This window comes from Sphingomonas radicis, from assembly GCF_051400635.1.
Taxonomy (GTDB): Bacteria; Pseudomonadota; Alphaproteobacteria; order Sphingomonadales; family Sphingomonadaceae; genus Sphingomonas.
This window is the reverse complement of record NZ_JBLFFG010000001.1, coordinates 503,095-527,261: the sequence shown is the minus strand read 5'-3', so window position 1 is coordinate 527,261 and position 24,167 is coordinate 503,095. Positions and strand designations below refer to the sequence as shown.

Here is a 24,167-nt window from a genome sequence, read left to right as displayed (position 1 = left end):
TTCAGGCCAGCGCGATATCGGGTGCGTCCTCGGCCTTCATCCCGATGACGTTGTAGCCGGCATCGACATGGTGCGTCTCGCCCGTCACGCCCGAGGCGAGATCGGAGAGCAGATAGAGCCCCGCGCCGCCGACGTCCTCGATCGTCACGTTGCGCTTGAGCGGCGAGTTGAGCTCGTTCCACTTCAGGATCAGCCGGAAATCGCCGATGCCCGAGGCTGCCAGCGTCTTGATCGGGCCGGCCGAGATCGCGTTGACGCGGATGTTGTCGCGCCCGAGGTCGACCGCGAGATACTGGACGCTGGTCTCCAGCGCCGCCTTGGCCACGCCCATCACATTGTAATGCGGGATCACCTTCTCGGCGCCGTAATAGCTGAGCGTCAGCAGACTACCGCCGCCCTTGCCCGTTTCCGGATCAAACGGCGTCATCATCGCCGCGGCGCGCTTGCAGACCGCGACGAACGAATAGACGCTGATGTTCATCGTCATCAGGAAATTGTCGAGGCTGGTGTCGACATAGCCGCCGCGCAGCTCGTTCTTGTCGGAGAAGCCGATCGCATGGACGACGAAGTCGATCGTCGGCCAGCGCTCGGCGAGCGTCGCGAACGCCCCGTCCAGCGCAGCCATGTCGGATACGTCGCAATCGATCAGGAAATCGCTGCCCAGTTGCTCCGCCAGCGGCCGCACGCGCCGCTCGAGCGCCTCTCCCTGATAGCTGAACGCCAGCTCGGCGCCCTGCTCGCGCAGCTTCCGGGCAATCCCCCAGGCCAGCGAACGATCGTTGGCGAGGCCCATGATCAGCCCGCGCTTGCCCTGCATCAATCCCGTCACGACGAACCTTTCTCCCTTTCGGGAGCCTCCTCTAGCCCGTTCGACGGGGTTTCCGCCAGTGCGGCGTTGAGTTCGGCCCCTGCGACCATGCCGAGGCCGATCAACTGGAAGAAGATCAGCGCGATCATCACGCCCGCGAGGCTGCCATAAGTAAGATCATAGCTCCCCAATGTGCCGAGCACGACGGGAAGCAGTGCGGTGGTGCCCATCCACCAGACAGTGGTAAAGGCGGCACCCGGCCATTTCGGGCAGCCCGACTTGCGGTAGCGGCGGGGCGTGAGCGAATAGAAGAGGATGTAGAGCGCGCCGAACAGCGCCAGCGCGGGTACGAATTTGGTGAGCGAGAGAATCTGCTGCGCATCCGATGCCCAGGGCAGCAGCCGATAGATGAACTGCTCGGCCGCGGTGAGCATCACCTGGAAGCTGAAGGCAGCCATCGCCAGGATCACCGATGCGATGATGATCCCGATCGCGCCCAGCCGATAGCGCCAGAAGGGCGTGCTCGACCGCACCTTATAGGCCTGGCGCAGGATGCCGCGCAGCGTCTCGATGAAGCCGGCGGTGGTCCACAGCCCCACCAGCCCGCCCAGCCACAGCAGATTGCCGGTGCGCGCCTGGAGCACGTCCGAAACCGGCTTGCGCAGCACATCGGCCACCCCGGGCGGAACAGTGCGGAGAAAGGCTTCGAGCGTGTGGATCGCTTCGGCGTTGCGACCCAGGAGCTGCGCGATCGCCGCCGCGACGATGAAGAAGGGAAAGAGCGTGACCAGGCTGAGAAAAGCAAGGTTGCCTGCGTAGGTGAACCCTTCGTTGAAGGTGCGGGCGATCACCGTTCCCGCCACCGTGAAGAATCGGTCCGAAACGCCCGCCCGTTTCAGCGCCGCGTGCATCCGATGCAATATGCCCGGCCGCGCCGGCTTTTCGTGCGCCGAAGATTCCCCTGTCGTCACAGGGGCTCAGACGCCCATGCGGCCGCGGGGGTTCCCCTTGTTCTGCCAGCCCTGCGCGAACTCGATCAGCGCGTCGTCGTCCACTGGCAGGTCGACCATCAGCGTGACGAGCAGGTCGCCCCGGCTACCGCCCTTCTTGTGGAAGCCGCGTCCCTTGAGCCGCAGCACCTTGCCCGAGGTCGATCCCTTGGGGACGGTGAGCATCACCGGCCCGTCCGGAGTGGGCACGCGCACCTGCGCGCCGAGCACCGCTTCGGAGAGCGATACCGGCAGGTCGAGGCGGATGTCGTCACCTTCGCGCACATAGAAGCGGTGCGGCTGGATCTCGATCGTGACGATCGCGTCGCCGAACCCGCCGGGACCTTCCTCGCCCTTGCCGGCGAGCCGCATCTGGGTTCCGGTCTCGACCCCGGCGGGCAGCTTGAGGTCGATTGTCTTGCCGTCGCGCAGCGTGATGCGCTGGGGCGCGAGCCGGGCCGCGTCCTCGAAGCTCACCGCGAGCTTGTAGGCGACATTGGCGCCCTTGGCCGCGGCGCGGCGTCCGAACCCGCCGAATCCGCCGCTGAACCCGCCGCCGCGGCGCCCCGCCGCGCCGCCGCCGAACAGCCCCTCGAAGATGTCGCCCAGGTCGCTGGCCTCGCCGCCGAAATCGAATTGCGCGCCGCCCGGGCGGAAGCCGCTGTTGCCACCCGCACCGGGTCCGAAGCCGAAGGGCGAAGTCGGATTGCCGTCACCGTCGATCTCGCCGCGGTCGAAGCGTGCGCGCTTGTCCTTGTCGGTCAGCAGGTCATAGGCGTGGGTCACCTGGCTGAACTTCTCCGACGCCTTTGGATTGTCCTTGTTGCGGTCGGGGTGCAGCTCCTTCGCGAGCTTGCGATAGGCCTTTTTGATATCGGCTTCGCTCGCGGTGCGCGCCACGCCAAGAGTTGCGTAAGGATCGGCCATTTCTTTCCCTGTTCTTTTGCGCGGGTATTTCGGCCTGTGCGAGGCGCAGCGCAAGTGGGAGGGCTAAAGGGAAACGGCTCGGCTTGCTACAGGTCGGGCAGTGCCTGGTCGGCCTCGCCCCAGCCCTGGAGCGCGCGACTGGTGGCGCGCTCGATCAGCGTGGCGGCGTCGCGGATCGTGAAGCGCTTGGGCGTGTCGAGGTCGCGCAGCTCGCTCCAGCTGATCGGCGCGGCGACCGGCGCACCTTCGCGGGCGCGGGCGACATAGGGGAGCACCGCGGTCGCGCCGCGCTGGTTGCGCAGATAGTCGATGAAGATCTTGCCCCTGCGGTTGGCTTTCTTGAGGTTCGCCGTGAACCGCTCCGGCTCCGCCCCGGCGAGCGCCCGCGCGAACCGCTCCGCGAATGACCGAACCTCCGGCCACTCGGCCTCGGGCCGGAGCGGCACCACCACATGCACCCCCTTGCCCCCCGAAAGCATCGGCCAGCTGGTGAGCCCGATGTCGGCGAGGTGAGTCTTGAGGTCCTGCGCGGCCTTCTTGACCTTCTCGAAGTCGAGTCCCTCGTCGGGGTCGAGGTCGAACACCAGCCGGTCGGGCTTCTCGATGTCCGCGACCAGGCTGCCCCAGCCGTGGAACTCGATCGTCCCCATCTGCACGCACGCCATCAGCCCCTCGAGCTCGGCGACGTAGAGATAGGGCTGCACAGACCCGTCCTTCTCGCGCACATCGACGTGGAGGACGTGCTCGCCGAAGCTGCCCGCGTCGTGCTTCTGGAAGAAACAATGCTTGGCCCGCCCCTGCGGGCAGCGCACCAGGCTGATCGGGCGGTTGGCCAGCCAGCGCAGCAGCACCGGTGAGACTGCGGCGTAATAATCGGCGAGATCGCCCTTGGTGATCCCCGCCTCGGGGTAGATCACTCGGCCGCGGTTGCTGATCTTGATGTCGTAGGCCGGGGCAGCCGCCGCCTCGGGGAGCGGCGCCGGCGCTTCGGCGACGACTTCGCTCGCCTTCTTATCCTCGCGCAGCCCCAAGAAACTCGCGTGGCGCACCACCTTGTCGGCGGTGAATTCGCTGAAGGCGATCTCGGCCACCAGCTCCGGTTCCAGCCAATGTGCCCCCCGCGCCTCGGCACGCGGCACCTTCACCGGCGCCTGCTTGGCGGCGATCTTGTCGAAGCGTGCGCGCAGCGCGTGGAGCGTATCGAGGTTGAACCCCGTGCCCACCTTGCCGGCATAGATCAGCCCGTCCGGCCCGTTGACCGCGAGCAGCAGCGAGCGGAAGCCGCGCCCTTTGGCGCTGCTCGGCGTCCAGCCGACGATCACGAATTCCTGGCGGCGGATGCACTTGGTCTTGAGCCACGCCTTGGTCCGCGTGCCGCGATAGGGCGCGTCGGTGCGCTTGGAGACCACGCCCTCATAGCCTTCGCGGCACATCGCCTCGAACAGCTTCTCGCCGTTGCCGAGGACGTGCTCGGAAAACTGGATGGTCTCCTCCCCGCTGGCAAGCAGGGCGCGCAGCCGCTCCTTGCGCGTGAGATTGGGAAGGGCGGACAGATCCTCGCCCCCCTCGGCGAGCAGATCGAAGGCGAAGAGCGTCAGTCCCTTCCCGCCGCTGCCGATCGCTTCCTGCAAGGTCGAGAAGTCCGGCTTGCCGCTTTTGAACGCAACGATCTCGCCATCGACCAGTGCGCCCGCCGGAAGCGACTTGGTGGCTTCGGCGATGCCCGGGAACTTGTCGGTCCAGTCGAGCCCCGAGCGCGTGTAGATTCGCACCGGGTCCCCGGTCGCGACCAGCGCGCGATAGCCATCGTACTTGACTTCGTGGAGCCACTGGTTGCCCGCCGGCACCGTGTCGACCAGGGTCGCGAGCTGCGGGGCGCGAAAAGCGAGAGGCTTCACCTTCTTGCCCGCCTTGGCCGACTTGGCCGGCCGTGCGGGCTGCTTCGCGGGCTTCTTCCCCTCGGCGATCTCCTGCATCGTCCGCCCGGTGACCACGCTGGTCAGCCCCGTCTCGACCAGCAGGTCGGTGGCGCCCGCATAGGGATCGTCGATCTTGCGGAGCAGCCAATTTTCCGCGCGTTCCTTGCCGCGCGGCTTCAGCCGGATCAGCAGCCATTCCCCCTTCATCCGCTCGCCGTGGAGGCGGAAATGGAGGTGGCCCTTGTCCAGGTCCTTCGCGCTCTTGCCCTCCACCGGCTCCCAGCTGCCGGTGTCCCACAGCATCACCGTGCCGCCGCCATATTCGCCCTGGGGGATCGTCCCCTCGAAATCGGCATAGGAGAGCGGATGGTCTTCGGTACGCACCGCCAGCCGCTTCTCGCCGGGGTCCAGGCTGGGTCCCCGCGTCACGGCCCAGCTCTTGAGCACGCCGTCGATCTCGAGCCGGAAGTCCCAATGGAGCCGCGACGCATCGTGCTTCTGGACGATGAACCGGTTGCCCCGCCCTTTGGCGACCTTGCCCGCGGGCTCGGCCGTCTTGGCGAAGTCGCGCTTGGCGTTGTATCTGGAGAGGAGATCGGCGTCCGCCATCACGTTCACGCCCGCTTGCGCGCAGGCGCCTTCTTCGCCGCGGCGCTACGGCTGCCGGAGCGCGCAGGGGTCTTGGCCGTGCTCTTCTTCGCCGGTGCCTTCTTCGTTCCAGTGTCGTTGGCCGCCCCCGGCTTCTCCAGCGACTTCTTGAGCGCCGCCATCAGGTCGACCACGTTCGATCCGCGCGAAGGCCTCTCGGCGTCCTCCTCCTCGATGATCTTGCGGCCCTTGGCCTTCTTCTTGCGCTCGATCAGGTCCTTGAGCGCATCGACATAGCGGTCGTGGAACTCCTTGGGATCGAACTTGCCGGTCTTCTTCTCGATCAGCGATTCGGCGAGCCCCAGCAGCTCGGGGTCCGGCTCGGCGTCGGGAATGTCACGGAAATAGCCCTGCGCCTTGTTGACCTCGTCGGCATAGCGCAGCGTCTCGAGCACCATTCCGCGCCCGCACGGCTTCAGGCTCACGATATATTCGCGGCCCCTGAGCGCCAGCTGGCCCAGCCCCACCTTCTTGGTGCGCTTCAGCGCCTCGCGCAGCACGATGAACGCCTCTTCGGCGAGATCGTCCGCCGGCACCACGAAATAGGGCTTCTCGTAATAGAGCACGTCTATGTCGCTGGCGTCGACGAACTGGGTAAGCTCGAGGGTCTTCTTCGATTCCAGCTTCACCGCGTCGATCTCGTCCTGCTCGAGCAGAACATAATGCCCCTTCTCATATTCGAAGCCCTTGACGATCTCCTCGACGTCCACCGGCCCTACGCCCGGCGCCACCTTCTCGTACTTGATCCGCTTGCCGCTCGGCTCGTGGATCTGGTGGAAGCTGATCTGCGCGCCCGATTTGGTCGCCGAATAGATCTCGACCGGGATCGAGACCAGCGCCAGCCGTATCTGTCCCTGCCAATAGGCGCGCGCGGCCATCGAAAGCTCCTCGTTGCGAAGCCGATTCAATGTGCGAGCAGGGAGTCCGTTCCTCGACAGTGAACAGGGGCCGGCGTAGATGCCCGATCGATGACCACCGATCCCTTCCAGCTCTTCGACCAATGGTTCGCCGAGGCGCAGGCGAGCGAGCCCAACGATGCCAACGCCATGGCGCTCGCAACGGTGGATGCGGGCGGCCAGCCCTCGGTGCGGATGGTACTGCTCAAGGGGCATGGGCCTGAAGGCTTCGTCTTCTACACCAACCGCGAGAGCCGCAAGGCGGCGGACCTGCTCGCGAGCCCCAAAGCGGCGTTGCTCTTCCACTGGAAGTCGCTCCGCCGCCAGATCCGGATCGAGGGGCCGGTGGCGCAGGTGAGCGACGCCGAGTCGGACGCCTATTTCGCCAGCCGCAGCCGCGATTCGCAGCTCGGCGCCTGGGCGTCGGACCAGTCGCGCCCGCTCGACGCGCGCGCCACTTTCGAGACTCGCTACGAACAGATGCGGCAGCGCTTCGAAGGCAAGCGGGTGCCGCGCCCGCCGCACTGGGGCGGCTATCGCGTCGCGCCCGGGCGGATCGAATTCTGGCAAGACCGCGCACACCGCCTCCACGAACGCCGGCTCTTCCTCCGCACGCCCGACGGATGGAGTGAAGAGCTGCTCTATCCATGACCGCTGCCGGAAATCTCGCGCGCCGCGCCGCGCTGGCGAGCGTCGCCTGCGCGCTGCTGCTCGGCGTGCTCAAGGCCTATGCGGCGTGGCGGACCGGATCGGTTGCCGTGCTCGCGAGCCTTGCCGACAGCTTGCTCGATCTGGTGGCGTCGCTGGTGACGCTCGGCGGCGTGCACTGGGCGATGCAGCCCGCAGACCAGGAGCATCGCTTCGGCCACGGCAAGGCGGAGGCGCTCGCCGCGCTCTTCCAGGTGGCCGTGATCGCAGTCTCCGCCTTCGCGATCCTGCTGCGCGCGGTGGATCGACTGATCGCGCAACAGCCGAGCACCGATCCCGAATATGGCATCGGCGTCTCGCTGATCGCGATCGCCGTCACGCTCGCGCTCACCGGCTATCAGCAATCGGTGGTCCGGCGCACCGGCTCGGTCGCGATCGGCGCCGATCGCATCCATTATACGTCGGACCTGCTGCTCAACGCGGCGGTGATCGCCGCGCTGGTGCTGGAGGTCTATGCCGGAATCCCGGGTGCCGACGCCGCCTTCGGCATCGCGATCGCCGCCTGGCTGCTGTTCGGCGCCTGGCGCGCGTCGAGCGCGGCGATCGACCAGCTGATGGACAAGGAATGGCCCGAGGAGAAGCGCAGCCGCTTCGTCGAAGTCGCCGCGCGCCACCCCGAACTGATCGGTCTCCACGATCTCCGCACCCGCACCAGCGGCGCCAAGGATTTCGCGCAGTTCCACATCTGGATGGACCCCGAGCTGACGATCGCCGCGGCGCATGACGTGGTCGAGCGGCTCGAACGCGAGCTCGCGGTCGAATTCCCCGGCACCGAGTTCCTGATCCACGTCGATCCCGAAGGCCAGGTCGACGAGCCCGGGAATTCGCTCGCCGAAACCGATCTTCTCAAGGAGACCCGCACGTGAAGCTGCTCTTCGCCCAGATCGACGCCTTCGCCGACCGGCCGTTCACCGGCAATCCGGCCGCGGTGATGCCGCTCGAGGCGTGGCTCGAGGACAGGGTGCTCCAGGCGATCGCGGAGGAAAACAATCTGGCGGAGACGGCTTTCCTCGTCGCGGACGAGAGCGGGGAAGCCGATTACGAGCTGCGCTGGTTCACCCCTGCCGTCGAAGTCGCGCTGTGCGGCCATGCGACGCTGGCGAGCGGACATCATCTGCTGCGCGAAGACCCGTCGCGCGACTTGGTTCGTTTCCGCACCCGCAAGGCAGGCGTGCTCGAAGTCGCCCGCCACGGCGAGGGTTATCTGATGGCGCTTCCCGCCTATGCGCCCCAGCCGATGCCCTTGCCCGAAGCGCTGCGTGCGCTGGATATCGCCGATGCAGTCGATACGCTGCGCCATCCGAACGGATATCAGCTGATCGTGCTCGAAAGCGCCGAGCAGGTCCTTGCGCTCCGGCCCGATTTCCGCGCGCTCGCGGCGCTCGGCGACACGCTCAACATCGTCACCGCGCCCGGCGCCGATACGGATGTGATGAGCCGCGTCTTCGCCCCCGCGGCGGGAATCGACGAGGATCCGGTCACCGGCTCGGCGCACTGCGTGCTCACCCCCTATTGGGCCGCCCGCCTCGGCCGCAGCCGTTTCACTGCGCACCAGTCGAGCACGCGCGGCGGCTATGTCGATTGCGAGCTGGAGCCTGGCGGAGAGCGGGCGATCCTCGGCGGCAAGTGTGTGACCGTGATCGAGGGAACGTTCGCGCTTTAGGCCGAATCGACATGCGTCCCTGTTCGCCTCTCGGCATGCGCCCCGTATGCCCTGAACCGTCTCAACAACGGACGATCCTCTTTTTGTAGGCCGGGCCCCCACGCGCTCGTGGAGGCCCGGGAATAGCGGTTACGAATAGAACTTCAGAAAGTCGGCGCTGAAAGCCCGCGGAGCCGCGGCGCCGCCAGCAACACAGATATCGTATTCAGCCAGGCGGCAATCTTGGAGATCCGCGTAGCCCAGTGCATCCCATTGGAGACAAACTGCGCGCGCGTATTCGACGCAGGCCGGATTTGCCGTGGCCGGAGCAGCTATTGACGACAGCGCTACGGTAGAGGCGAGAAGACCGGCTGCATTTGCAACAATCTTCGATCCCAGGTTCTTCCTCAGCATCAGGATTCTCCTTAGACGAGATTTGCAGGACTCGGATAAGTCCGGCCCTCGAAGAGTGGGTGCTTGCGCTGTCGCGCGCAAACTCAATCTTCAATTAACCATCTATTGCTGACGTCGGTAATCTACGATGCGTCGAGGGTGAAAGCAGCTGCTGCCGGAGGATATGCCTCGACGGCGTAGGACAGAATTTCGCAGTCTGTCTACGCCGGAACCGCGGGCCCCATTCCGCCGGGTGCGCTCATGTTTGCTGAGGCATTCGCCGATACCTCGCTCGACGTCAGCAGCAGGGTTGGTGGACCATTCCATCCGCTTGCCAGCGACCGATGCCCCTCCACCCCTCGCCAGGCGCTGAAGCGCAAGCTACGGTATCCTCTCCTCAATTAAGGGGAGAGGTAACTGGGCGAGAGAACAAAGCTTGAACATCGGCCATGGCGCACTAACTCGGCGAAGCGACTTGCTCGCCGCTCTTTGACACTGCCGGATAGATTTCCAGCCCGGATTGGCCCGCGTGGCGCGTCGGTGCGGCCTTGGCGCCGCGTGCGTGTAGCATCGGTGCCGCGTTAGCGCCGCGTCAGTGTAGCCTCGCAGCCGCGTAGGTGCTGCGTCGGTTCAAGCACTTCTCAGCACTATCTTTTGGAATCAACAGCTTGCAAGCTTTGCCGCGGCCGCGAAAACGCGCAAACGAGTCAAGCAGGTCAATTGACCGGGCTAGGCCGTTGCCAGCTCCGCCCGTTCGGTCTCGGCGATCCAGCCGCCGCCGAGCACGCGGTCGCCCGCATAAAGCACGGCCGCCTGCCCCGGTGCGACGCCATATTCGGGTGTCTCGAATACCACCCGATCATCGTCCAGCCGCGCCGGCACCGGTTTGGCGAGGCTGCGGACCTTGGCAGTCATCGGACCCTTATGGTCGCCGCCCAGCCAGTTGATCCCCTCGATCCGCGCAGCGCGTACCGCCAGCGCACGCTTCGGGCCCACCACCACTTGGCGCGACTCGGGGTCGAGGCGCAGCACATAATAGGGTTCGGGTGCGCCGCCGATCTCGAGTCCGCGGCGCTGGCCGACGGTGAAGTGGATCAACCCCTTGTGCTCGCCCAGCTTGCGTCCCGCCTCGTCGACGATGTCGCCGCCTGCCTCGGCTTCGGGTCGCAGCTTCTTGACCAGACTGGCATAGTCCCGGTCGGGAACGAAGCAGATGTCCTGGCTGTCGGGCTTGGCGGCGACGCCCAGGCCCAGCTCGGCGGCAAGCTCGCGCACCGCCGGCTTGGGCATGCCGCCCAGCGGGAAGCGCAGGAAGTCGAGCTGCGCGGCGGTGGTCGCGAACAGGAAATAGCTCTGGTCGCGGGCCGGGTCGAACGCGCGGTGCAGCTCGGGGCCGGCGGCACCCGCCACGCGGCGCACATAATGGCCGGTCGCCAGGCAGTCGGCGCCCAGGTCGCGGGCGAGCGCGAACAGGTCGGTGAACTTGGGTCCCATGTTGCACTTGACGCAGGGGATGGGCGTGCGGCCGGCGAGATACTCGTCGGCGAAGTCGTCGATCACCCGGGTCCGGAAGCTCGACGCATGGTCGAACACATAATGCGCGATGCCCAGCTTGTCGCACACGGCGCGCGCATCGCGGATGTCGCGGCCCGCGCAGCACGAGCCCGCGCGGCCCACTGCCTCGCCATGATCGTAGAGCTGGAGCGTGACTCCGATCGTCTCCGCGCCGGTTCGTGCGGCGAGCGCCGCCACGACAGACGAGTCGACGCCGCCGGACATGGCGACGACGATCCGCCGCTTTGGGAGCGGCCCTTCGAGCTGGAAGTCTGCGGAAATCACGGCTGCGCACATAGGCCTACAGGCGCCGCGGTTCCAGTGCGGGCGCATACGGGGATGCGAAACCGGAATCAGCCTCTGATTTTCCCGCATCTTTACCGCCCCTTCACTCTGTTTCGTTACTCCGGGCGATCAACGAGTCGAAAAAAGGGGCGCACGAGTGGATTTGAGCTTCGCCAGGCTGGACCGGCAGGTGGGGGTTACCGCCATGCCGACCGAGCTGGCGGTGCTGCTGGTGGGAATCGCCGTTCGCCAGGCAACGAGTCCCACCGCCTGTATCCAGGCGCGGCTCGACGTCGCGGCTCCTGTCGATCGGCTGCTCGCGCCGAGCGACGGGGCATTCCACGGCCCGGCAGCAGCGGCGCTCACGCGCCGGAAACAGGAGTGAAGCAAGCGTTTACCGTGGCACTTTAGCCGATGTTCAAAGGGTACCGGTAGAGCGTGTTGCCAGTGAAATAGGGGCGGTGCCCCGGCTTGAGGTTGGTACATGATTGAGAACCAGAAGATCCGTCCCGCCAAGGTTATCGGCCCGCTCGGCGAGCCGTTGACGCTCGAGACGCTGCCGCCGCGGGACACCACCCGCTGGGTGGTCCGCCGCAAGGCCGAAGTGGTGGCGGCGGTGAACGGCGGATTGCTGACGGTCGACGAAGTATGCGAGCGCTACGGCCTCACGGTCGAGGAGTTCGCCGGCTGGCAGCGGGCGATCGACCGTTCGGGCATGCCCGGGCTGCGCGTCACGCGCATCCAGCATTATCGGTCGCTCTACGAACGCCAGCAGAAATATTGAGGGATCCCCCGTCGGGCTCCTGCGGCCCGCTCCTGCACGCCGGGGGCGGGCCGTTCCTTGTCCGGGGCACGGCCCAACAGGCCGAAGGTTCCACTGGCGCATCGAAATTTTGGTACGGAACCAATACGAGCGGTTGCGGATTTTCCCTTCGTCGCCCGGCCCGCCGGGTGGGAACATGGAGGGACTTGTCATGGGTCTTATCATTTGGCTCGTCATCGGCGGCGTCGTCGGCTGGCTGGCGAGCATCGTAATGCGTACGGATGCCCAGCAGGGCATCTTCCTCAACATCGTCGTCGGTATCGTCGGCGCTTTCATCGGCGGCCTGCTGTTCGGCGGCTCGATCAATGACAGCGGGGTCACGGTGAGCACCTTCCTCGTCTCGCTGGTCGGCGCGATCGTCCTGCTCGCGATCGTCAACCTGGTTCGCCGCGGCTCGGTCCGCTAGCGCTCCCCAGGGCAGGAAAGCAAAAGGGGCCGCTCCCTGGTGGGGCGGCCCCTTTTTCTGTCGTGCGCCTATTTGCGCCTATTTGAGCAGGAAGCGCACCGTCACCGAGATGTTCATCTCGCGCTCGCCCGCGACGATCTGGGTCCCCGAATCCATCGCCGCCTCGGCGCGCGCATAGGCGAGCGGGCGGGGCGGCGGCATCATCATGCTGCCTTCGGAGATCGAGAGGATGCGGTCGACGCGGAGCCCGGCCGCCTGCGCGTAGAGGTTGGCACGGGCACGCGCCTTGGCGATAGCGTCGGTGCGTGCCTCGTCGAGCGCAGCCTCGGGCTTGTCGAGCGTCAGGTCGGGGCCCGAAATATTGTTGGCGCCTTCGCGGACCAGGGTGTCGAGGATCGCCCCGCTGAGCGCGATGTCGCGGAAGCGAACACTGAGCTGGTTCGAAGCCTGATAGCCGGTGATCACCGGTGGCTGGTTCTGCTCGTGCCGGTATTGCGGGCTTAGCGAGACGCTCGAGGTCTGGATGTCGCGCTCGGCGACCCCCGCCTTGCGCAGCGCCGCGAGCACGCGGGCCATCCGCGTACCATTGTCGCGCATCGCCTCCTGTGCGGTTGCGGCCTGGGTGACCACGCCGGCCTGGATCGTCGCCACGTCCGGTACGCGCTTGGTGCTGCCTTCGGCGACCACCTCCAGAACCGTGCCGTCCAAGGGCGCAGGCCAGGGCCGCATCTCCTGCGCTTCGGCAGCCGGAGCAGACAGCGCCAGCGCTGCGCCGCTCATCGAAAAGAAGAAGCGATTCATAGTACCTCCCGAGGAAATCGTACGGCGAGAAGTGCCGTGTGTGGGACGAACGCCCGCTGAACGAATTGTATCGGTCGCGTTCAGATGCGTCGCGCAATGATCAGCCGGTAAAGCGCCAGCAGCACCACTGCGCCCGCGGTTGCTGCGGCATACGCCCGCCAGCTGCTGCCTTGCACATCGATGCCGAGCAGCGGCGTCAGGTAGAACGCAAGGAGCGCGCCTGCGATGCCGACCAGGATCGTGACGACCAGGCCGCCGGGATCCTTCCCCGGCATGATCAACTTGCCGAGCGCGCCCGCGACCAGGCCGATCACAAGCCATCCCAAGATACCGGTAGGCATAGGCTCTCTCCCGTATTTGCTTCCCGCGGGTGAGCCTTCCTTTCCGGTCGTCGATTTGCAACCGTTTCTTTCGGAAAACGATCGATCTACTTGCGGAAAACACAAGAAATCGGCATTGCCGCTGCGGGGCGCAGAACCGGCTTGCTGCCGGTGGTTTATTCAGATAATACAGTACGACCTTTTTGACGCAACGGCCGTGGCGGCCGGATCGGTGTGGCGCATATGAATTACGAGGCAGGGATGTTCGGACGGCAGGAGCGGCTGGAGTTCACCGGTGAGGAAACGCCGCGGCGCAGCCGTCGCTGGCTGTGGATCGGCGGAGCGGTGCTCGTCGTCCTGGGCTTGGTCGCCATCTTCATGATGATGCGTGGCGGCCAGCCCGCCGAGGCGCCCAAGGCGCCCGGCGCGGGCGGCTCGCAGCTTCCCACCGTCACCATTGCGGTGCCGGGGCGCCAGACCGTCCAGACGATCGTCAGCGGCACCGGCACGCTTGCCGCGCGCCGCGAGATGCCGGTCGGCGTCGTCGGCGAGGGCGGGCTCGTGACGCGCGTGCTCGTCGAGCCGGGCGCCTGGGCTGCGAAGGGTCAGGTACTCGCGACGGTAGACCGTTCGGTCCAGGCCCAGACCGCCGAATCGCTCGCCGCGCAGATCCGCGTCGCGGAGGCCGATGCGCGCCTCGCCCAGGCCGAGCTCGAGCGCGCCCAGCGCCTCGTTGCCGGCGGGTTCATCTCGAAGGCCGACATCGATCGCCGGACCGCCACGCGTGACCAGGCGGTCGCCCGCGTCCGCGTGGCCCGTGCGCAGCTCGCCGAGACTCAGGCGCGCAACCACCGGCTCGATATCCGCGCGCCGGAGGCCGGGCTGGTGCTGACGCGCCAGGTCGAGCCGGGCCAGATCGTCAGCGGCGGCTCGGGCGTGCTCTTCCGCATGGCCATGGGCGGGCAGATGGAGCTTCGTGCCCAGCTCGCCGAATCCGATCTGCAGCGCCTGCGCCCTGGAGCCCAGGCCCAGGTGACGCCCACCGGCACCACCCGAACCTTCACGGGCGAAGTGTGGCAGGTGTCGCCGGTGATCGACCCGCAGACGCGCCAGGGCATCGCCCGTATCGCGCTCACCTATGATCCCGCGCTCCGCCCCGGCGGGTTCGCCAGTGCACGTATCGTCGCCGGCACGGGCACGGCGGTGACCCTGCCCCAGTCCGCAGTTCAGAGTGACGCGAATGGCAATTACGTCTATACGCTCAATGCGAAGAACGAGGCGGTCCGCACGCCGGTGACCACCGGCGACGTGACCGAAGCGGGCGTGACGATCACTCAGGGACTGAACGGCACCGAACGCGTGGTTCTCACTGCCGGCGCATTCCTCAACCCCGGGCAGAAGGTCATCCCGAACCTTCAGAAGCAGAAGTAAAGGCGCCTGCCATGAGCTTCCGGAACATCTCGGCCTGGGCGATCCGCAATCCGGTCCCGCCGATCGTCCTCTTCCTGTTCCTCACCGTCGCCGGACTGGTGAGCTTCATGAAGATGGACGTGAACAACGATCCGGACATCGATTTCCCGATCGTGTGGATTTCGATCAGCCAGCCCGGCGCCGCGCCGAGCGAGCTCGAGAACCAGATCACCCAGAAGGTCGAATCGGCGGTTCGCAGCCTCCAGGGCATCGACGAGATCAACTCGAACGTGTCCGAAGGCCAGAGCACCACGGTCGTGCAGCTCGACATCGGCATGCCGATCGATCGCGCGGTCGAGGACGTGCGCAGCGCGATCCAGCAGATCCGCGGCGACCTCCCCGAGGGTATTCTGGAGCCACAGATCGGCCGCGTCGATACGTCGAGCGACAACGAAGTCGCGAGCTTCACCGCGGTCGCCACCGACATGACGGTGGAGGAGCTCAGCTGGTACGTCGACAACACGGTATCGAAGGAGCTGCTGGCGATCAGCGGCATGTCGGCCGTCGAGCGCAACGGCGGCGTGGACCGCGAGATCCGCGTCATCCTCGATCCTGCCAGGCTTCAGTCGGTGGGGCTCACCGCCAGCCAGGTCAACGCGCAGCTGCGCCAGGTGAACCTCAATGCCGCCGGCGGCCGCGCCGAAATCTCCGGCTTCGAGCAATCGGTGCGTGTGATCGGCAATGCCGACAGCGCCTATTCGCTCAGCCAGACCCAGATCTCAACCGGGGACGGGCGCACGGTCCGGCTTGCGGATATCGCGAACGTCAAGGACGCCTATGCCGAGCAGCGCAGCCTGGCGAAGTTCAACGGCCATCAGGTCATCTCGTTCGACATCAAGCGCGCCAAGGGCGCGTCAGACCTCGAGGTCTTCAAGGACGCCGAAAAGGCGCTCGAAGCGCTCGAGAAGCGCAACCCCAAGGTCCAGTTCGAGCTGCTCAACAACAATTCGAAATACGCCGAGCAGCAGTATCACACCGCGATAGAAGCGATGGTCGAGGGCGCGGCGCTCGCCGTCGTCGTCGTGTTCATCTTCCTGCGCGACTGGCGTGCGACGGCGATATCGGCGCTGGCAATCCCGCTCTCGGCAATTCCCAGCTTCTGGTTCATGGACATGCTGGGCTTCACGCTCAACCAGATGACACTGCTCGCGCTGAGCCTCGTCGCGGGCGTGCTGGTCGACGACGCGATCGTGGAGATCGAGAATATCGTCCGACACATGCGCATGGGCAAATCGGCGTATCAGGCGTCGATCGATGCCGCCGACGAGATCGGCGTCGCGGTGCTCGCCACTACCATGTCGATCGTCGCGGTGTTCCTGCCGGTGGGCCTGATGCCCGGCATCTCGGGCCAGTTCTTCAAGAACTTCGGGCTGACGGTGGTCGCGGCGGTGCTGATGAGCCTTGCCGTGGCGCGCCTGCTCACGCCGATGATTGCCGCCTATTTCCTGAAGGCCAAGGGCCATGCTTCGCACGGCGAGGGGCGGATCATGGATGCCTATGTCGCGCTGCTGCGCTGGACGTTGCGACACCGCTGGTCGGCGGTGCTCGGCTTCATGCTCTCGTTCGGCGCCACCATCGCCTGCTTCATGATGCTGCCGATGACCTTCCAGCCCGCGCAGGATCAGGAAAGCGTCACAGCCACGATCGAGATGGTGCCTGGCACTCGGCTGGAGGACACGGATCGCGTGGTTCGGCAGGTCGCTGCGATCCTGCGCAACGAGCCGCTGGTCACCGACATCTACGAGCGCAGCTTCGTCGGCAACGGGCGTGTGACCGCCCAGCTCAAGGAAGATCGCGACGAGAAGAGCACCGAGTTCGAGAAGCGCGTTGCGCCGCAGCTGCTCGCGATTCCCGATGCCCGCGTGAACTTCCGCTCGCAGTTCGGCTGGGGCTCCAGCGGGCGCGATCTCACCGTCACCCTGGGCGGCGAGGATCCCGCGGTGCTCACCGAAACTGCCAATACGCTGGTCCAGCAGATGGCGGGGATGAAGGAAGTCGTCGCACCGCGCATCGCGGGCGATCTTCTGCGACCGGAAATCGTAATCAAGCCGCGGCTCGATCTGGCGGCGAACCTGGGCGTGACCACGGCGGCGCTGTCGAGTGCCATCCGCATCGCCACACTGGGCGAGATCGACCAGAACAGCGCGAAGTTCTCGCTTTCCGATCGCCAGATCCCGATCCGGGTGGCGATCAACGAGGATGCGCGCGCGCGGCTGTCGACGATCCAGAACATGCCGGTGCAGACGCAGAACGGCGGATCGGTTCCGCTCTCGGTCGTCGCCGACATCGGCTTCGGCGCGGGTCCTACTCGTATCGAGCGGCTCAACCTGCAGCGGCGCATCGTAGTGGGCGCGGACCTCGCGATGGATCCGGTGACGGGCAAGCCCTACGTCAACAACGCGGTGATGCAGAAGATCAACCAGCTGCCAATCATGAAGAACCTGCCGCAGGGCGTCGGCCAGATGACCGTCGGACAGGCCAAGTGGCAAGCGGAGATGATGAACAACTTCTTCATCGCGCTCGCCTCGGGCATCTTCCTGGTCTTCGCGGTGCTGGTGCTGCTCTACCGCCGCTTCATGTCGCCGCTGGTGAACATGGGCTCGCTGCTGCTGGCGCCGCTCGGCGGGCTGCTTGCGCTGATGGCGACGGGGAACCCGCTCTCGCTGCCGGTGTTCATCGGCATCCTGATGCTGTTCGGCATCGTCGCGAAGAACTCGATCCTGCTGATCGACTTCGCGCTCGAGGAGATGGAAAAGGGCGTCGACAAGTTCACTGCGATCGTCGACGCCGGGCACAAGCGCGCTCAGCCGATCGTGATGACCACGGTCGCGATGGTGGCGGGCATGGTGCCCACCGCGCTCTCGCTCTCGGGTGACAGCTCGTGGCGCTCGCCGATGGGCATCGTCGTGATCGGCGGGCTGATCCTCTCGACCGTGCTCACGTTGGTGATCGTGCCGGCGATCTTCAGCCTCGCAGTGGGCCTCGAACACTGGCTCGGGCCGAAGCTGTCGCGCCGCCTGCTCACCTATCGTCCGGGCGACGACGGCAGCCGCGTGATCGGCCCGACGCACGGCGGCGGAGCGATCGAGCACAAGCCGGGGGACGATTCGCCGCAACCGGCGGAGTGAACTTGCCGGCGTTTGAGGTATTGGGGAGCGCGTGACCCTAGCGCGCGCTCCCCGCCCCTCAGAGGCCGTTCCCCCTGGGCTCCGGCGCATGCGCTTCGTCGCGACCGGGCTGCTCGTGCTGATGGCAGGCGTGTTCCTGGTCGCCCGCGCCTATGACCATCTCCATCCTGCGATCGGATTTATCCGCGCCTTTTCCGAAGCCGCGATGGTGGGCGGCCTGGCCGACTGGTTCGCGGTAACTGCGCTCTTCCGCCACCCGCTCCACTTGCCGATCCCCCACACTGCGATCATTCCCCGCAACAAGGATCGCATCGCGGATACGCTCGCTGCTTTCCTGCGCGACAATTTCCTCATCCCCAGCGTCGTCGCGCGGCGGATGCAGCGGCTCGACGTGGCAAGGGCGGCGGGGCGTTGGCTCGCCGATCCGGGCGCCGGCCGCGGCCGGTTGCGCGCGGGGATCGGGCGATTGGCGGCGGACATGCTCGAGGCGCTCGATCAGGAGCGTCTGGGTGGCATGGCCAAGCGCGCGCTTGCCGATCGGCTGCGCGCGCTTGCCGCGGCGCCGCTCGCCGGGCGGGCTCTCGCTGCCGCGATCGCCGAGGATCGCCACCGCCCGCTGCTCGACGGCACGATCCGCTGGGCAGCAAGGATACTTGAGGCCAACGAGCCGCTGGTCCGCGAGATGGTCCATGCGCGCGCAGGCAAGGTGCTGCGCTGGACCGGCCTCGACGAGACGCTTGCGAACAAGATCATCGACGGCCTGCACAAGCTGATCACCGAAATGGCTGACGATCCCGCGCATCCGCTTCGCGAAAAGGCAGAGGAAGGGCTGGCGCGTCTCGCGCACGATCTTCAGCACGATCCGGGGATGCAGGCCAAGGTCGAGAAGCTGAAGAACGACCTGCTCGATAATCCCGCCCTCGCCAACTGGTGGATGGGCATCTGGGAATCGGGCCGCGCCGCGCTGCTTCGTATCGCGCGCAACCCGGACAGGGCCCTGAATGGCCCGCTGGGCGAGGCGCTGCGGCAGCTGGGGCACACGCTCCAGACCGACCCGCGACTCGCCGAGACGATCAACCGCTTCGCGCGGCGCACGGCCGTGGGCGCCGCGGCCGACTATGGGGACGGGATCGTGCGGCTCGTCTCCGATACGATCCGAAGCTGGGATGCACGCACCGTCACCGGCCGGCTGGAAAACGCCGTGGGCCGAGACCTTCAATATATCCGCATCAACGGCACGCTGGTCGGCGGGCTCGTCGGCGCCACGATCCACGCGGTCGACGTGTTGCTTTGATCTGACCGGGCTTCAGTGCCAGTCGAGCTCGGGCCAGCCGCGCGCCTTCGCCATCGTCTTCAACGGGCCATGCGCATTCACAGCAAACCCCTCGTCCGCCCATTCGAGCAGCGGCGCGTCCGAGACATGATCCGAATAGGCGCGAACATGGGCTTGTCCCCGCTCGATCGCCTGGTCCTTCATCCACCGCTCGATCATGCGGAGCTTTGCGGGGCCGTAACAGTTGTCTCCTTCGATCAGGGAGAGAAAATGGCCCCGCGCATCCCGCTTCGCCTGCGTGGCGACCACATGATCGAACCCCAGCCGCCGGGCGATCGCGCCGGCGTAATAGCCGTGCGATGCAGTGGCCATCACCAGCGTGCAGCCCGTGGCGCGATCCGCCTCGATCCGTTCCCGAGCGCCATGAAGTACGCCCCGCTCAGCTTCGGCTTCGGCGAAGCTCTCGGCCACGCGCTCGATTTCGGCAGGCGCAAGCGCGCGGCCCAGCATCAGCCGCTGCGCAATCTGCTTGAGCCGGCCACGGTCGATCCATTTTGCCAGATAGGCGAGTGCCACCGCGCCTACCGCCGGCAGAAGCACCAGTCGCCACGGCGCGCGGGTGCGCGCGGCATGGAGCAGGAAGCGCGTCCATGTCGGCGTGGCAGTGATCGTCTTGTCCATGTCGTAGATCGCGAGGTGTCGCATTGGGACATCTAGGCGCGCGGCGGCTTGCCGATCCACTCCAAATCGCAGAAAGGTGCCCGGTATGAGGGGCAGTGCCGATTTCGAGCGAGTGGATGCAGGCGATGGCGCCACGTTGCGTTTCACCGGCAATCTGTCGCTCGCCTGCCTGCGCGATCTGCCGGAGCGGCTGAACGCGATCGAGGGACCGGTCGCGCGGCTCGATCTCAGCGAAGTCGAGCGGATCGACACCGTCGGTGCCTGGCTGGTCCACCGCTTCGCGCGCGATCACGATTCCAAAGTGGAGGGCCTCCACCCCGACGAGCAGCACCTGCTCGACCAGGTCGCTGCCGCCGAGCACCCGATCGAGTTGCCGCCCAAGCCCGCCGATCCGTTCACGCGGATGCTGGGCGAGGTGGGCGAGGCGGTGATCCAGGCCGGCAAGACGCTCTATGGTCTGCTCGGCTTCCTGGGTGCAACGCTGATCGCCTTCTGGAACGTGGCCAAGCATCCCAGCCGCTTCCGCTTCAATGCGACGGTGTACCGCTTCGAGGTCGTCGGCGTGACGGCCCTCGCCATCATCGGACTGATGAGCTTCCTGATCGGCGTAGTCATCGCCCAGCAGGGCGCGGTGCAGCTCCGGCAGTTCGGCGCAGAGGTCTATACGATCAACCTCGTCGGCCGCATCACCTTGCGCGAACTCGGCGTGCTGATGACTGCGATCATGGTCGCGGGCCGCTCAGGATCGGCCTTCGCCGCGCAGATCGGTACGATGAAGCTTACCGAAGAGATCGACGCGATGCGCACGATCGGCGTTTCGCCGATGGAGGCGCTGGTGGTGCCCCGCACGTTGGCGGTGGTGCTGATGATGCCGCTGCTCGGCTTCTATGCCTCGCTAGTCGCGATCATCGGCGGCGGTCTGCTCTGCTGGGTGAGCCTCGGTATCCCTCCAGTCACCTTCATCCAGCGCATCCGCGAAGTGGTGCCGCTCACCGATCTGTGGGTGGGGCTAGTCAAGGCGCCGGTATTCGGCGCGATCATCGCGATTGCCGGCTGCTTCCAGGGCATGCAGGTCGAAGCCGATGCCGAGCAGGTGGGCAACCGCACGACGATCGCGGTGGTGCAGGCGATCTTCCTCGTCATCGTGCTCGACGCCTTCTTCGCGGTATTCTTCAGCGAAGTGGGCTGGATCTGATGGTGCGGGGCGAGCGCGAGGACATCGTGATCTCTGTCCGCGGCCTTCGCAACGGCTTCGGCGAGCATATCGTGCACGAGGGGCTCGACCTCGACGTGCGACGCGGCGAGATATTGGGCGTGGTCGGCGGATCGGGCACGGGCAAATCGGTGCTGATGCGTTCGATCATCGGGCTGCAGCCGCCGCTCACGGGCGAGATCCACGTGTTCGGCGAGAACACGATCGGGCGCGAAGAGACGGAGGCGGTGAACATCCGCAAGCGCTGGGGCGTGCTGTTCCAGGGCGGCGCACTCTTCTCGACGCTCACCGTGTCCGAGAACGTCCAGGTCCCGATCAAGGAATTCTACCCCGGCGTCGATCAGGTCCTGCTCCAGGAGATCGCCGCCTACAAGATCGTAATGACCGGGCTGCCGCCCGACGCCGGCCCCAAATATCCGGCCGAGCTCTCCGGCGGCATGAAGAAGCGCGCCGGGCTGGCGCGCGCACTCGCGCTCGATCCCGAGCTGCTGTTCCTCGACGAGCCTACCGCCGGGCTCGACCCGATCGGCGCGGCGGCGTTCGACGAGCTCACCGCGTCGCTCCAGAAGACGCTGGGCCTCACCGTGTTTCTGATCACCCACGATCTCGACACGCTCTATGCGATCTGTGATCGCGTCGCGGTGCTTGCCGACAAGCGCGTCATAGCCGTCGGCACCATCGACGAGCTGCTCGCGTTGGATCACCCGTGGATTCAGGAGTATTTCAATGGACCGCGCGGACGCGCTGCGGTCGCCAGCGCCGAACGGGCGCCTGCGAGCACATGAGGGACTGAATGGAAACGCGTTCGAACCATGTTCTCGTCGGCGCCGTGGTGCTGATCCTGCTCGGCGTTCTAGCGCTGTTCATCGTCTGGCTCGCGCGGCTGGGTGGCGGCAACGAGCGCGAGTACGACATCTTCTTCCGCCAGGCAGTCGACGGCCTTAGCGCCGGTTCGGCAGTGACTTTCTCCGGCGTGCCGTCAGGGCAGGTGAAGGAGATCGCCTTCTGGCAGCCCGATCCCAGCCTGGTGCGCGTTCGCATCAGCGTGCATCCGAACGTGCCCATACTCGAAGGCACTACCGCCTCGATTCAGGGGAGTTTTACCGGCCCCAGCACGGTGCAGCTCGACGGCGCGATGAAGGATGCACCGCCGATCGAATGTCCCCGGGAGAACCCCCGCTCGGCGTGCCCCCTCGGCGTTCCCGTGATCCCCACCAAGGCTGGCGGGCTCGGTGCGCTGCTCAGCTCGGCGCCGCAGTTGCTCGAGCGGCTCACCACGCTCACCGAGCGTCTCACGGAGCTCCTGGGTGACCGCAACCAGAATTCGATCGCGGGCATTCTCGCCAACACCAATCGCCTCACCGATGCGCTCGCCGACCGCGGGCCCGAGATCGCCGCGACTCTCGCCGAGACGCGCATCGCGATCCAGAAATTCGGCGAGGCAACCCAGCAGATCGGCGAGCTCGCCGATTCCACCGAAGGGGTGATCTCGAGCGACATCCGCCCGATGATCGCCAACCTCAACAAAACGATCCAGTCGGCGCAGGGCAGCATGGAGACGCTGGACAAGACGATCGGCGATGCCCGCCCGGGCATTCAGGCGCTGTCGAAGAAGACGATCCCCGAGATCGGTCAGTTGGTGCAGGACCTCAGGGTCATGTCGACTTCGCTCGCCTCGATCGCCGAGAAGATCGACCAGGGCGGCGCGTCGAGTCTGATCGGCTCGCCCAAGCTGCCCGACTACGAACCGAAGAAATGAGGGCCCAGATGAACAAGCTCGCTCTCCTCTGCGCCCCGCTGCTCGCGGTCGCGCTTTCCGGCTGCATCTCCTTCGGGGCGAAGCCCCCGAAGGCGCTGCTGACACTGGAGCCCGCGGCATCGATCCCTGTCGGCGAATCGCAGCGCTCGAATGTCGCGGCGACGATCACGATTTCGGTTCCCTCGGTGCCGCAGGAACTCGCCTCGTCGCGTATCCCGGTGCGATCGGGCGGCACGGCGATCGCTTATGTGAAGGACGCGCAATGGGTCGAGCGGCCCTCGCAGCTGCTGGCGCGACTTCTGGCTGATACAGTGACGTCCCGGACCGGACGGCTCGTGCTCAGCTCGCGCCAGTCGATGCTCGATCCAGGCGCCTATCTGATGGGCGATCTGCGCGCGTTCGGCGTCGATGCCGACACGAGCGAAGCGGTGGTGACCTATGATGCGGCGCTGGTGCGCGGGCCCGAGACAGTGGTCGAGAAGCGCCGCTTCGAGGCGCGCGTGCCCGTGACCGAGATCGAGGCCGCGCCGGTCGGCGCCGCGCTCAACCAGGCTGCCAACCAGGTCGCGGCCGAAGTCGCCGACTGGGTCGGCCGCTGAGGCTCAGGGCGTACGCCGCACCGGCGGCAGCGCGTTGCAGATGTCCGCGCCGCCCGCCGGCACGGTGAAGAAGGGCGGGGTGCGGTTCTCGCGGCCCATGATCCAGGCTGCGAAACGTTCGTTGTCGGTCGCGCGATACTGGAAGCGGGGCCGCTCGTCCTCTGGGAGCTGGCTTGCGAGCCGCACGGAGAGGATCGGCGTGCGCTCAGCTGCATTCTCGTAGATGCCCAGGTTGCCGGTGCCGCGCGGCAGGCTCGAGAGCCACTGCATCCCATCTACAATGCGGCCGACGAGGGCGATGTTGCGGTCGAGATGCCGCGGCGCATGGCCGATGACCGTGTAGAGCTCGGCACCACTGCCCGTGCTCGGCGCCAGATCGCGCGCGACGCCGACCATGCCATAGCAATGGGTGAGCCAGGCGGCCTTGCCGTCGCTCGCCAGCGGCCAGCCGTCGGCGCTGTGACCAATCGTCGCCGCATAGGTGTCGGGTCGCGCGAAACGCGTGACGCCGTCGTAGCGGCTCCACTCATATTCGGCGGGCGGATTGACGATCACCTGCGGCGGAAGCGGCTTCTGCTCGGTCGCGTCGCCCCATTGCGTCACATAATTGTCCTGCACCCGGTAAACGCTGGTGCCGTCCCACCAATGCGCCTCGGCGAGCTTGCGGATATTGGCGACGTGCGCGGGGGTGTAGCGGGGCGCGAGCCGGATCGTCACTTGCCGTCCACCCGCGAGCGTCATCACCAAAATCTCGTCATCGGGGATCGGCTTCCAGTCCGAATCGATCGCCTCCGCAGGCGAAGGTGCGGTCTGGGCGATAGCAGAGATGGAAAAGGTGGCGGCGAGCGCGCAGAGCGCGAGGCGAGTGCTGAGCATGGCTTGAGACTGGCACGCCGCACCACGCTTGCCTAGCCCGCCGGCAGGC

At 66.5% G+C, this 24,167-nt stretch carries 24 protein-coding genes; 13 read left to right on the top strand and 11 right to left on the bottom strand.

All coding sequences use genetic code 11. The annotated features are described in order from the left end of the window. Position 1 precedes the first annotated feature (1 nt). The 5 genes from fabI to ku form a co-directional block, all read right to left on the bottom strand. Complete coding sequence (gene fabI / locus ACMGDH_RS02230; protein ID WP_436826287.1) at positions 2–829, bottom strand: enoyl-ACP reductase FabI; 828 nt, start codon at positions 827–829, stop codon at positions 2–4. Next, complete coding sequence (locus ACMGDH_RS02225) at positions 826–1,719, bottom strand: YihY/virulence factor BrkB family protein (RefSeq protein ID WP_436826286.1); 894 nt, start codon at positions 1,717–1,719, stop codon at positions 826–828. Before ACMGDH_RS02225 ends, fabI begins: the two co-directional genes overlap by 4 nt. 66 nt (positions 1,720–1,785) lie before the next feature. Continuing rightward, entirely contained in the window at positions 1,786–2,724 is a 939-nt protein-coding gene (locus tag ACMGDH_RS02220; RefSeq protein ID WP_436826285.1) for a DnaJ C-terminal domain-containing protein, read from the bottom strand. An 86-nt stretch (positions 2,725–2,810) separates the two neighbouring features. Further along, positions 2,811–5,252, bottom strand: coding sequence for a DNA ligase D (ligD, locus tag ACMGDH_RS02215; protein ID WP_436827204.1), 2,442 nt, complete (start codon positions 5,250–5,252; stop codon positions 2,811–2,813). 5 nt (positions 5,253–5,257) lie between these two features. Continuing rightward, complete coding sequence (gene ku / locus ACMGDH_RS02210; RefSeq protein WP_436826284.1) at positions 5,258–6,169, bottom strand: non-homologous end joining protein Ku; 912 nt, start codon at positions 6,167–6,169, stop codon at positions 5,258–5,260. 90 nt (positions 6,170–6,259) lie between these two features. On the opposite strand from ku, the gene pdxH reads away from it, so the two are divergent. From pdxH to ACMGDH_RS02195, 3 genes are read left to right on the top strand one after another with little or no spacing between them, the layout of a single operon-like run. Beyond that, positions 6,260–6,838, top strand: coding sequence for a pyridoxamine 5'-phosphate oxidase (pdxH, locus tag ACMGDH_RS02205; protein ID WP_436826283.1), 579 nt, complete (start codon positions 6,260–6,262; stop codon positions 6,836–6,838). After that, positions 6,835–7,761, top strand: coding sequence for a cation diffusion facilitator family transporter (locus tag ACMGDH_RS02200; protein WP_436826282.1), 927 nt, complete (start codon positions 6,835–6,837; stop codon positions 7,759–7,761). Before pdxH ends, ACMGDH_RS02200 begins: the two co-directional genes overlap by 4 nt. Next, positions 7,758–8,558, top strand: coding sequence for a PhzF family phenazine biosynthesis protein (locus ACMGDH_RS02195; protein WP_436826281.1), 801 nt, complete (start codon positions 7,758–7,760; stop codon positions 8,556–8,558). Before ACMGDH_RS02200 ends, ACMGDH_RS02195 begins: the two co-directional genes overlap by 4 nt. A gap of 129 nt (positions 8,559–8,687) precedes the next feature. On the opposite strand, the gene ACMGDH_RS02190 is transcribed toward ACMGDH_RS02195, so the two are convergent. Beyond that, on the bottom strand, positions 8,688–8,951 hold the full coding sequence (locus ACMGDH_RS02190) for a hypothetical protein (RefSeq protein ID WP_436826280.1): 264 nt from the start codon (positions 8,949–8,951) through the stop codon (positions 8,688–8,690). A 708-nt stretch (positions 8,952–9,659) separates the two neighbouring features. Then, positions 9,660–10,769: a tRNA 2-thiouridine(34) synthase MnmA gene (mnmA, locus tag ACMGDH_RS02185; protein WP_436826279.1), complete on the bottom strand. Its 1,110-nt coding sequence runs from the start codon at positions 10,767–10,769 to the stop codon at positions 9,660–9,662. A 157-nt stretch (positions 10,770–10,926) separates the two neighbouring features. Between mnmA and ACMGDH_RS02180 the strand changes: the two genes are divergently transcribed. The 3 genes from ACMGDH_RS02180 to ACMGDH_RS02170 all read left to right on the top strand — a co-directional run bounded on the left by ACMGDH_RS02180 (position 10,927) and on the right by ACMGDH_RS02170 (position 11,998). Continuing rightward, positions 10,927–11,154, top strand: coding sequence for a hypothetical protein (locus ACMGDH_RS02180; RefSeq protein ID WP_436826278.1), 228 nt, complete (start codon positions 10,927–10,929; stop codon positions 11,152–11,154). A 99-nt stretch (positions 11,155–11,253) separates the two neighbouring features. Further along, the gene (gene sciP / locus ACMGDH_RS02175) at positions 11,254–11,553 is read left to right on the top strand and encodes a CtrA inhibitor SciP (protein WP_436826277.1); all 300 of its coding nucleotides are present in this window, start codon (positions 11,254–11,256) and stop codon (positions 11,551–11,553) included. Positions 11,554–11,743: 190 nt separating this feature from the next. After that, on the top strand, positions 11,744–11,998 hold the full coding sequence (locus tag ACMGDH_RS02170) for a GlsB/YeaQ/YmgE family stress response membrane protein (RefSeq protein ID WP_436826276.1): 255 nt from the start codon (positions 11,744–11,746) through the stop codon (positions 11,996–11,998). Positions 11,999–12,076: 78 nt separating this feature from the next. Here the strand turns inward: ACMGDH_RS02170 and ACMGDH_RS02165 are convergent, their stop codons facing one another. After that, positions 12,077–12,799, bottom strand: coding sequence for an SIMPL domain-containing protein (locus ACMGDH_RS02165; RefSeq protein ID WP_436826275.1), 723 nt, complete (start codon positions 12,797–12,799; stop codon positions 12,077–12,079). An 80-nt stretch (positions 12,800–12,879) separates the two neighbouring features. After that, positions 12,880–13,113: a GlsB/YeaQ/YmgE family stress response membrane protein gene (locus ACMGDH_RS02160; protein WP_436826274.1), complete on the bottom strand. Its 234-nt coding sequence runs from the start codon at positions 13,111–13,113 to the stop codon at positions 12,880–12,882. A gap of 249 nt (positions 13,114–13,362) precedes the next feature. Here ACMGDH_RS02160 and ACMGDH_RS02155 point away from each other — a divergent pair, with 249 nt between their 5' ends. The 3 genes from ACMGDH_RS02155 (at position 13,363) to ACMGDH_RS02145 (ending at position 19,011) form a co-directional block, all read left to right on the top strand. After that, a complete protein-coding gene (locus ACMGDH_RS02155) occupies positions 13,363–14,550 on the top strand; it encodes an efflux RND transporter periplasmic adaptor subunit (protein ID WP_436826273.1) in 1,188 nt (395 codons plus the stop codon). Between the two features lie 11 nt (positions 14,551–14,561). Continuing rightward, positions 14,562–17,717 carry an efflux RND transporter permease subunit gene (locus tag ACMGDH_RS02150; RefSeq protein ID WP_436826272.1) on the top strand — a complete coding sequence of 1,052 codons (3,156 nt, stop codon included), beginning with the start codon at positions 14,562–14,564 and terminating at the stop codon, positions 17,715–17,717. A gap of 88 nt (positions 17,718–17,805) precedes the next feature. Beyond that, entirely contained in the window at positions 17,806–19,011 is a 1,206-nt protein-coding gene (locus tag ACMGDH_RS02145) for a DUF445 domain-containing protein (RefSeq protein WP_436826271.1), read from the top strand. A gap of 12 nt (positions 19,012–19,023) precedes the next feature. Here the strand turns inward: ACMGDH_RS02145 and ACMGDH_RS02140 are convergent, their stop codons facing one another. Then, the gene (locus ACMGDH_RS02140) at positions 19,024–19,695 is read right to left on the bottom strand and encodes an HAD family hydrolase (protein WP_436826270.1); all 672 of its coding nucleotides are present in this window, start codon (positions 19,693–19,695) and stop codon (positions 19,024–19,026) included. A gap of 61 nt (positions 19,696–19,756) precedes the next feature. Between ACMGDH_RS02140 and ACMGDH_RS02135 the strand changes: the two genes are divergently transcribed. Genes ACMGDH_RS02135 through ACMGDH_RS02120 form a run of 4 tightly spaced genes read left to right on the top strand, consistent with a single transcriptional unit; the run spans position 19,757 to position 23,242 of the window. Further along, positions 19,757–20,866, top strand: coding sequence for an ABC transporter permease (locus ACMGDH_RS02135; protein WP_436826269.1), 1,110 nt, complete (start codon positions 19,757–19,759; stop codon positions 20,864–20,866). Beyond that, entirely contained in the window at positions 20,866–21,669 is an 804-nt protein-coding gene (locus ACMGDH_RS02130; RefSeq protein ID WP_436826268.1) for an ABC transporter ATP-binding protein, read from the top strand. Before ACMGDH_RS02135 ends, ACMGDH_RS02130 begins: the two co-directional genes overlap by 1 nt. Positions 21,670–21,677: 8 nt before the next feature. Further along, on the top strand, positions 21,678–22,643 hold the full coding sequence (locus ACMGDH_RS02125; RefSeq protein ID WP_436826267.1) for an MlaD family protein: 966 nt from the start codon (positions 21,678–21,680) through the stop codon (positions 22,641–22,643). Between the two features lie 8 nt (positions 22,644–22,651). Beyond that, positions 22,652–23,242 carry an ABC-type transport auxiliary lipoprotein family protein gene (locus tag ACMGDH_RS02120; RefSeq protein WP_436826266.1) on the top strand — a complete coding sequence of 197 codons (591 nt, stop codon included), beginning with the start codon at positions 22,652–22,654 and terminating at the stop codon, positions 23,240–23,242. 3 nt (positions 23,243–23,245) lie between these two features. On the opposite strand, the gene ACMGDH_RS02115 is transcribed toward ACMGDH_RS02120, so the two are convergent. After that, entirely contained in the window at positions 23,246–24,118 is an 873-nt protein-coding gene (locus ACMGDH_RS02115) for a peptidylprolyl isomerase (protein ID WP_436827203.1), read from the bottom strand. Positions 24,119–24,167: the final 49 nt, after the last annotated feature.

What these genes read in the sequence shown, in the direction of transcription:
- ACMGDH_RS02190 (WP_436826280.1), bottom strand. Translation starts at nt 8,951, where the DNA reads ATGCTGAGGAAGAACCTGGGATCGAAGATTGTTGCAAATGCAGCCGGT.
- ACMGDH_RS02155 (WP_436826273.1), top strand. Translation starts at nt 13,363, where the DNA reads ATGAATTACGAGGCAGGGATGTTCGGACGGCAGGAGCGGCTGGAGTTC.
- ligD (WP_436827204.1), bottom strand. Translation starts at nt 5,252, where the DNA reads ATGGCGGACGCCGATCTCCTCTCCAGATACAACGCCAAGCGCGACTTC.
- ACMGDH_RS02145 (WP_436826271.1), top strand. Translation starts at nt 17,806, where the DNA reads ATGCGCTTCGTCGCGACCGGGCTGCTCGTGCTGATGGCAGGCGTGTTC.
- ACMGDH_RS02220 (WP_436826285.1), bottom strand. Translation starts at nt 2,724, where the DNA reads ATGGCCGATCCTTACGCAACTCTTGGCGTGGCGCGCACCGCGAGCGAA.
- ACMGDH_RS02165 (WP_436826275.1), bottom strand. Translation starts at nt 12,799, where the DNA reads ATGAATCGCTTCTTCTTTTCGATGAGCGGCGCAGCGCTGGCGCTGTCT.
- ACMGDH_RS02125 (WP_436826267.1), top strand. Translation starts at nt 21,678, where the DNA reads ATGGAAACGCGTTCGAACCATGTTCTCGTCGGCGCCGTGGTGCTGATC.
- ACMGDH_RS02225 (WP_436826286.1), bottom strand. Translation starts at nt 1,719, where the DNA reads ATGCACGCGGCGCTGAAACGGGCGGGCGTTTCGGACCGATTCTTCACG.
- ACMGDH_RS02120 (WP_436826266.1), top strand. Translation starts at nt 22,652, where the DNA reads ATGAACAAGCTCGCTCTCCTCTGCGCCCCGCTGCTCGCGGTCGCGCTT.
- ACMGDH_RS02135 (WP_436826269.1), top strand. Translation starts at nt 19,757, where the DNA reads ATGAGGGGCAGTGCCGATTTCGAGCGAGTGGATGCAGGCGATGGCGCC.
- ACMGDH_RS02130 (WP_436826268.1), top strand. Translation starts at nt 20,866, where the DNA reads ATGGTGCGGGGCGAGCGCGAGGACATCGTGATCTCTGTCCGCGGCCTT.
- sciP (WP_436826277.1), top strand. Translation starts at nt 11,254, where the DNA reads ATGATTGAGAACCAGAAGATCCGTCCCGCCAAGGTTATCGGCCCGCTC.
- ACMGDH_RS02115 (WP_436827203.1), bottom strand. Translation starts at nt 24,118, where the DNA reads ATGCTCAGCACTCGCCTCGCGCTCTGCGCGCTCGCCGCCACCTTTTCC.
- pdxH (WP_436826283.1), top strand. Translation starts at nt 6,260, where the DNA reads ATGACCACCGATCCCTTCCAGCTCTTCGACCAATGGTTCGCCGAGGCG.
- ACMGDH_RS02170 (WP_436826276.1), top strand. Translation starts at nt 11,744, where the DNA reads ATGGGTCTTATCATTTGGCTCGTCATCGGCGGCGTCGTCGGCTGGCTG.
- ACMGDH_RS02200 (WP_436826282.1), top strand. Translation starts at nt 6,835, where the DNA reads ATGACCGCTGCCGGAAATCTCGCGCGCCGCGCCGCGCTGGCGAGCGTC.
- ku (WP_436826284.1), bottom strand. Translation starts at nt 6,169, where the DNA reads ATGGCCGCGCGCGCCTATTGGCAGGGACAGATACGGCTGGCGCTGGTC.
- ACMGDH_RS02150 (WP_436826272.1), top strand. Translation starts at nt 14,562, where the DNA reads ATGAGCTTCCGGAACATCTCGGCCTGGGCGATCCGCAATCCGGTCCCG.
- ACMGDH_RS02140 (WP_436826270.1), bottom strand. Translation starts at nt 19,695, where the DNA reads ATGCGACACCTCGCGATCTACGACATGGACAAGACGATCACTGCCACG.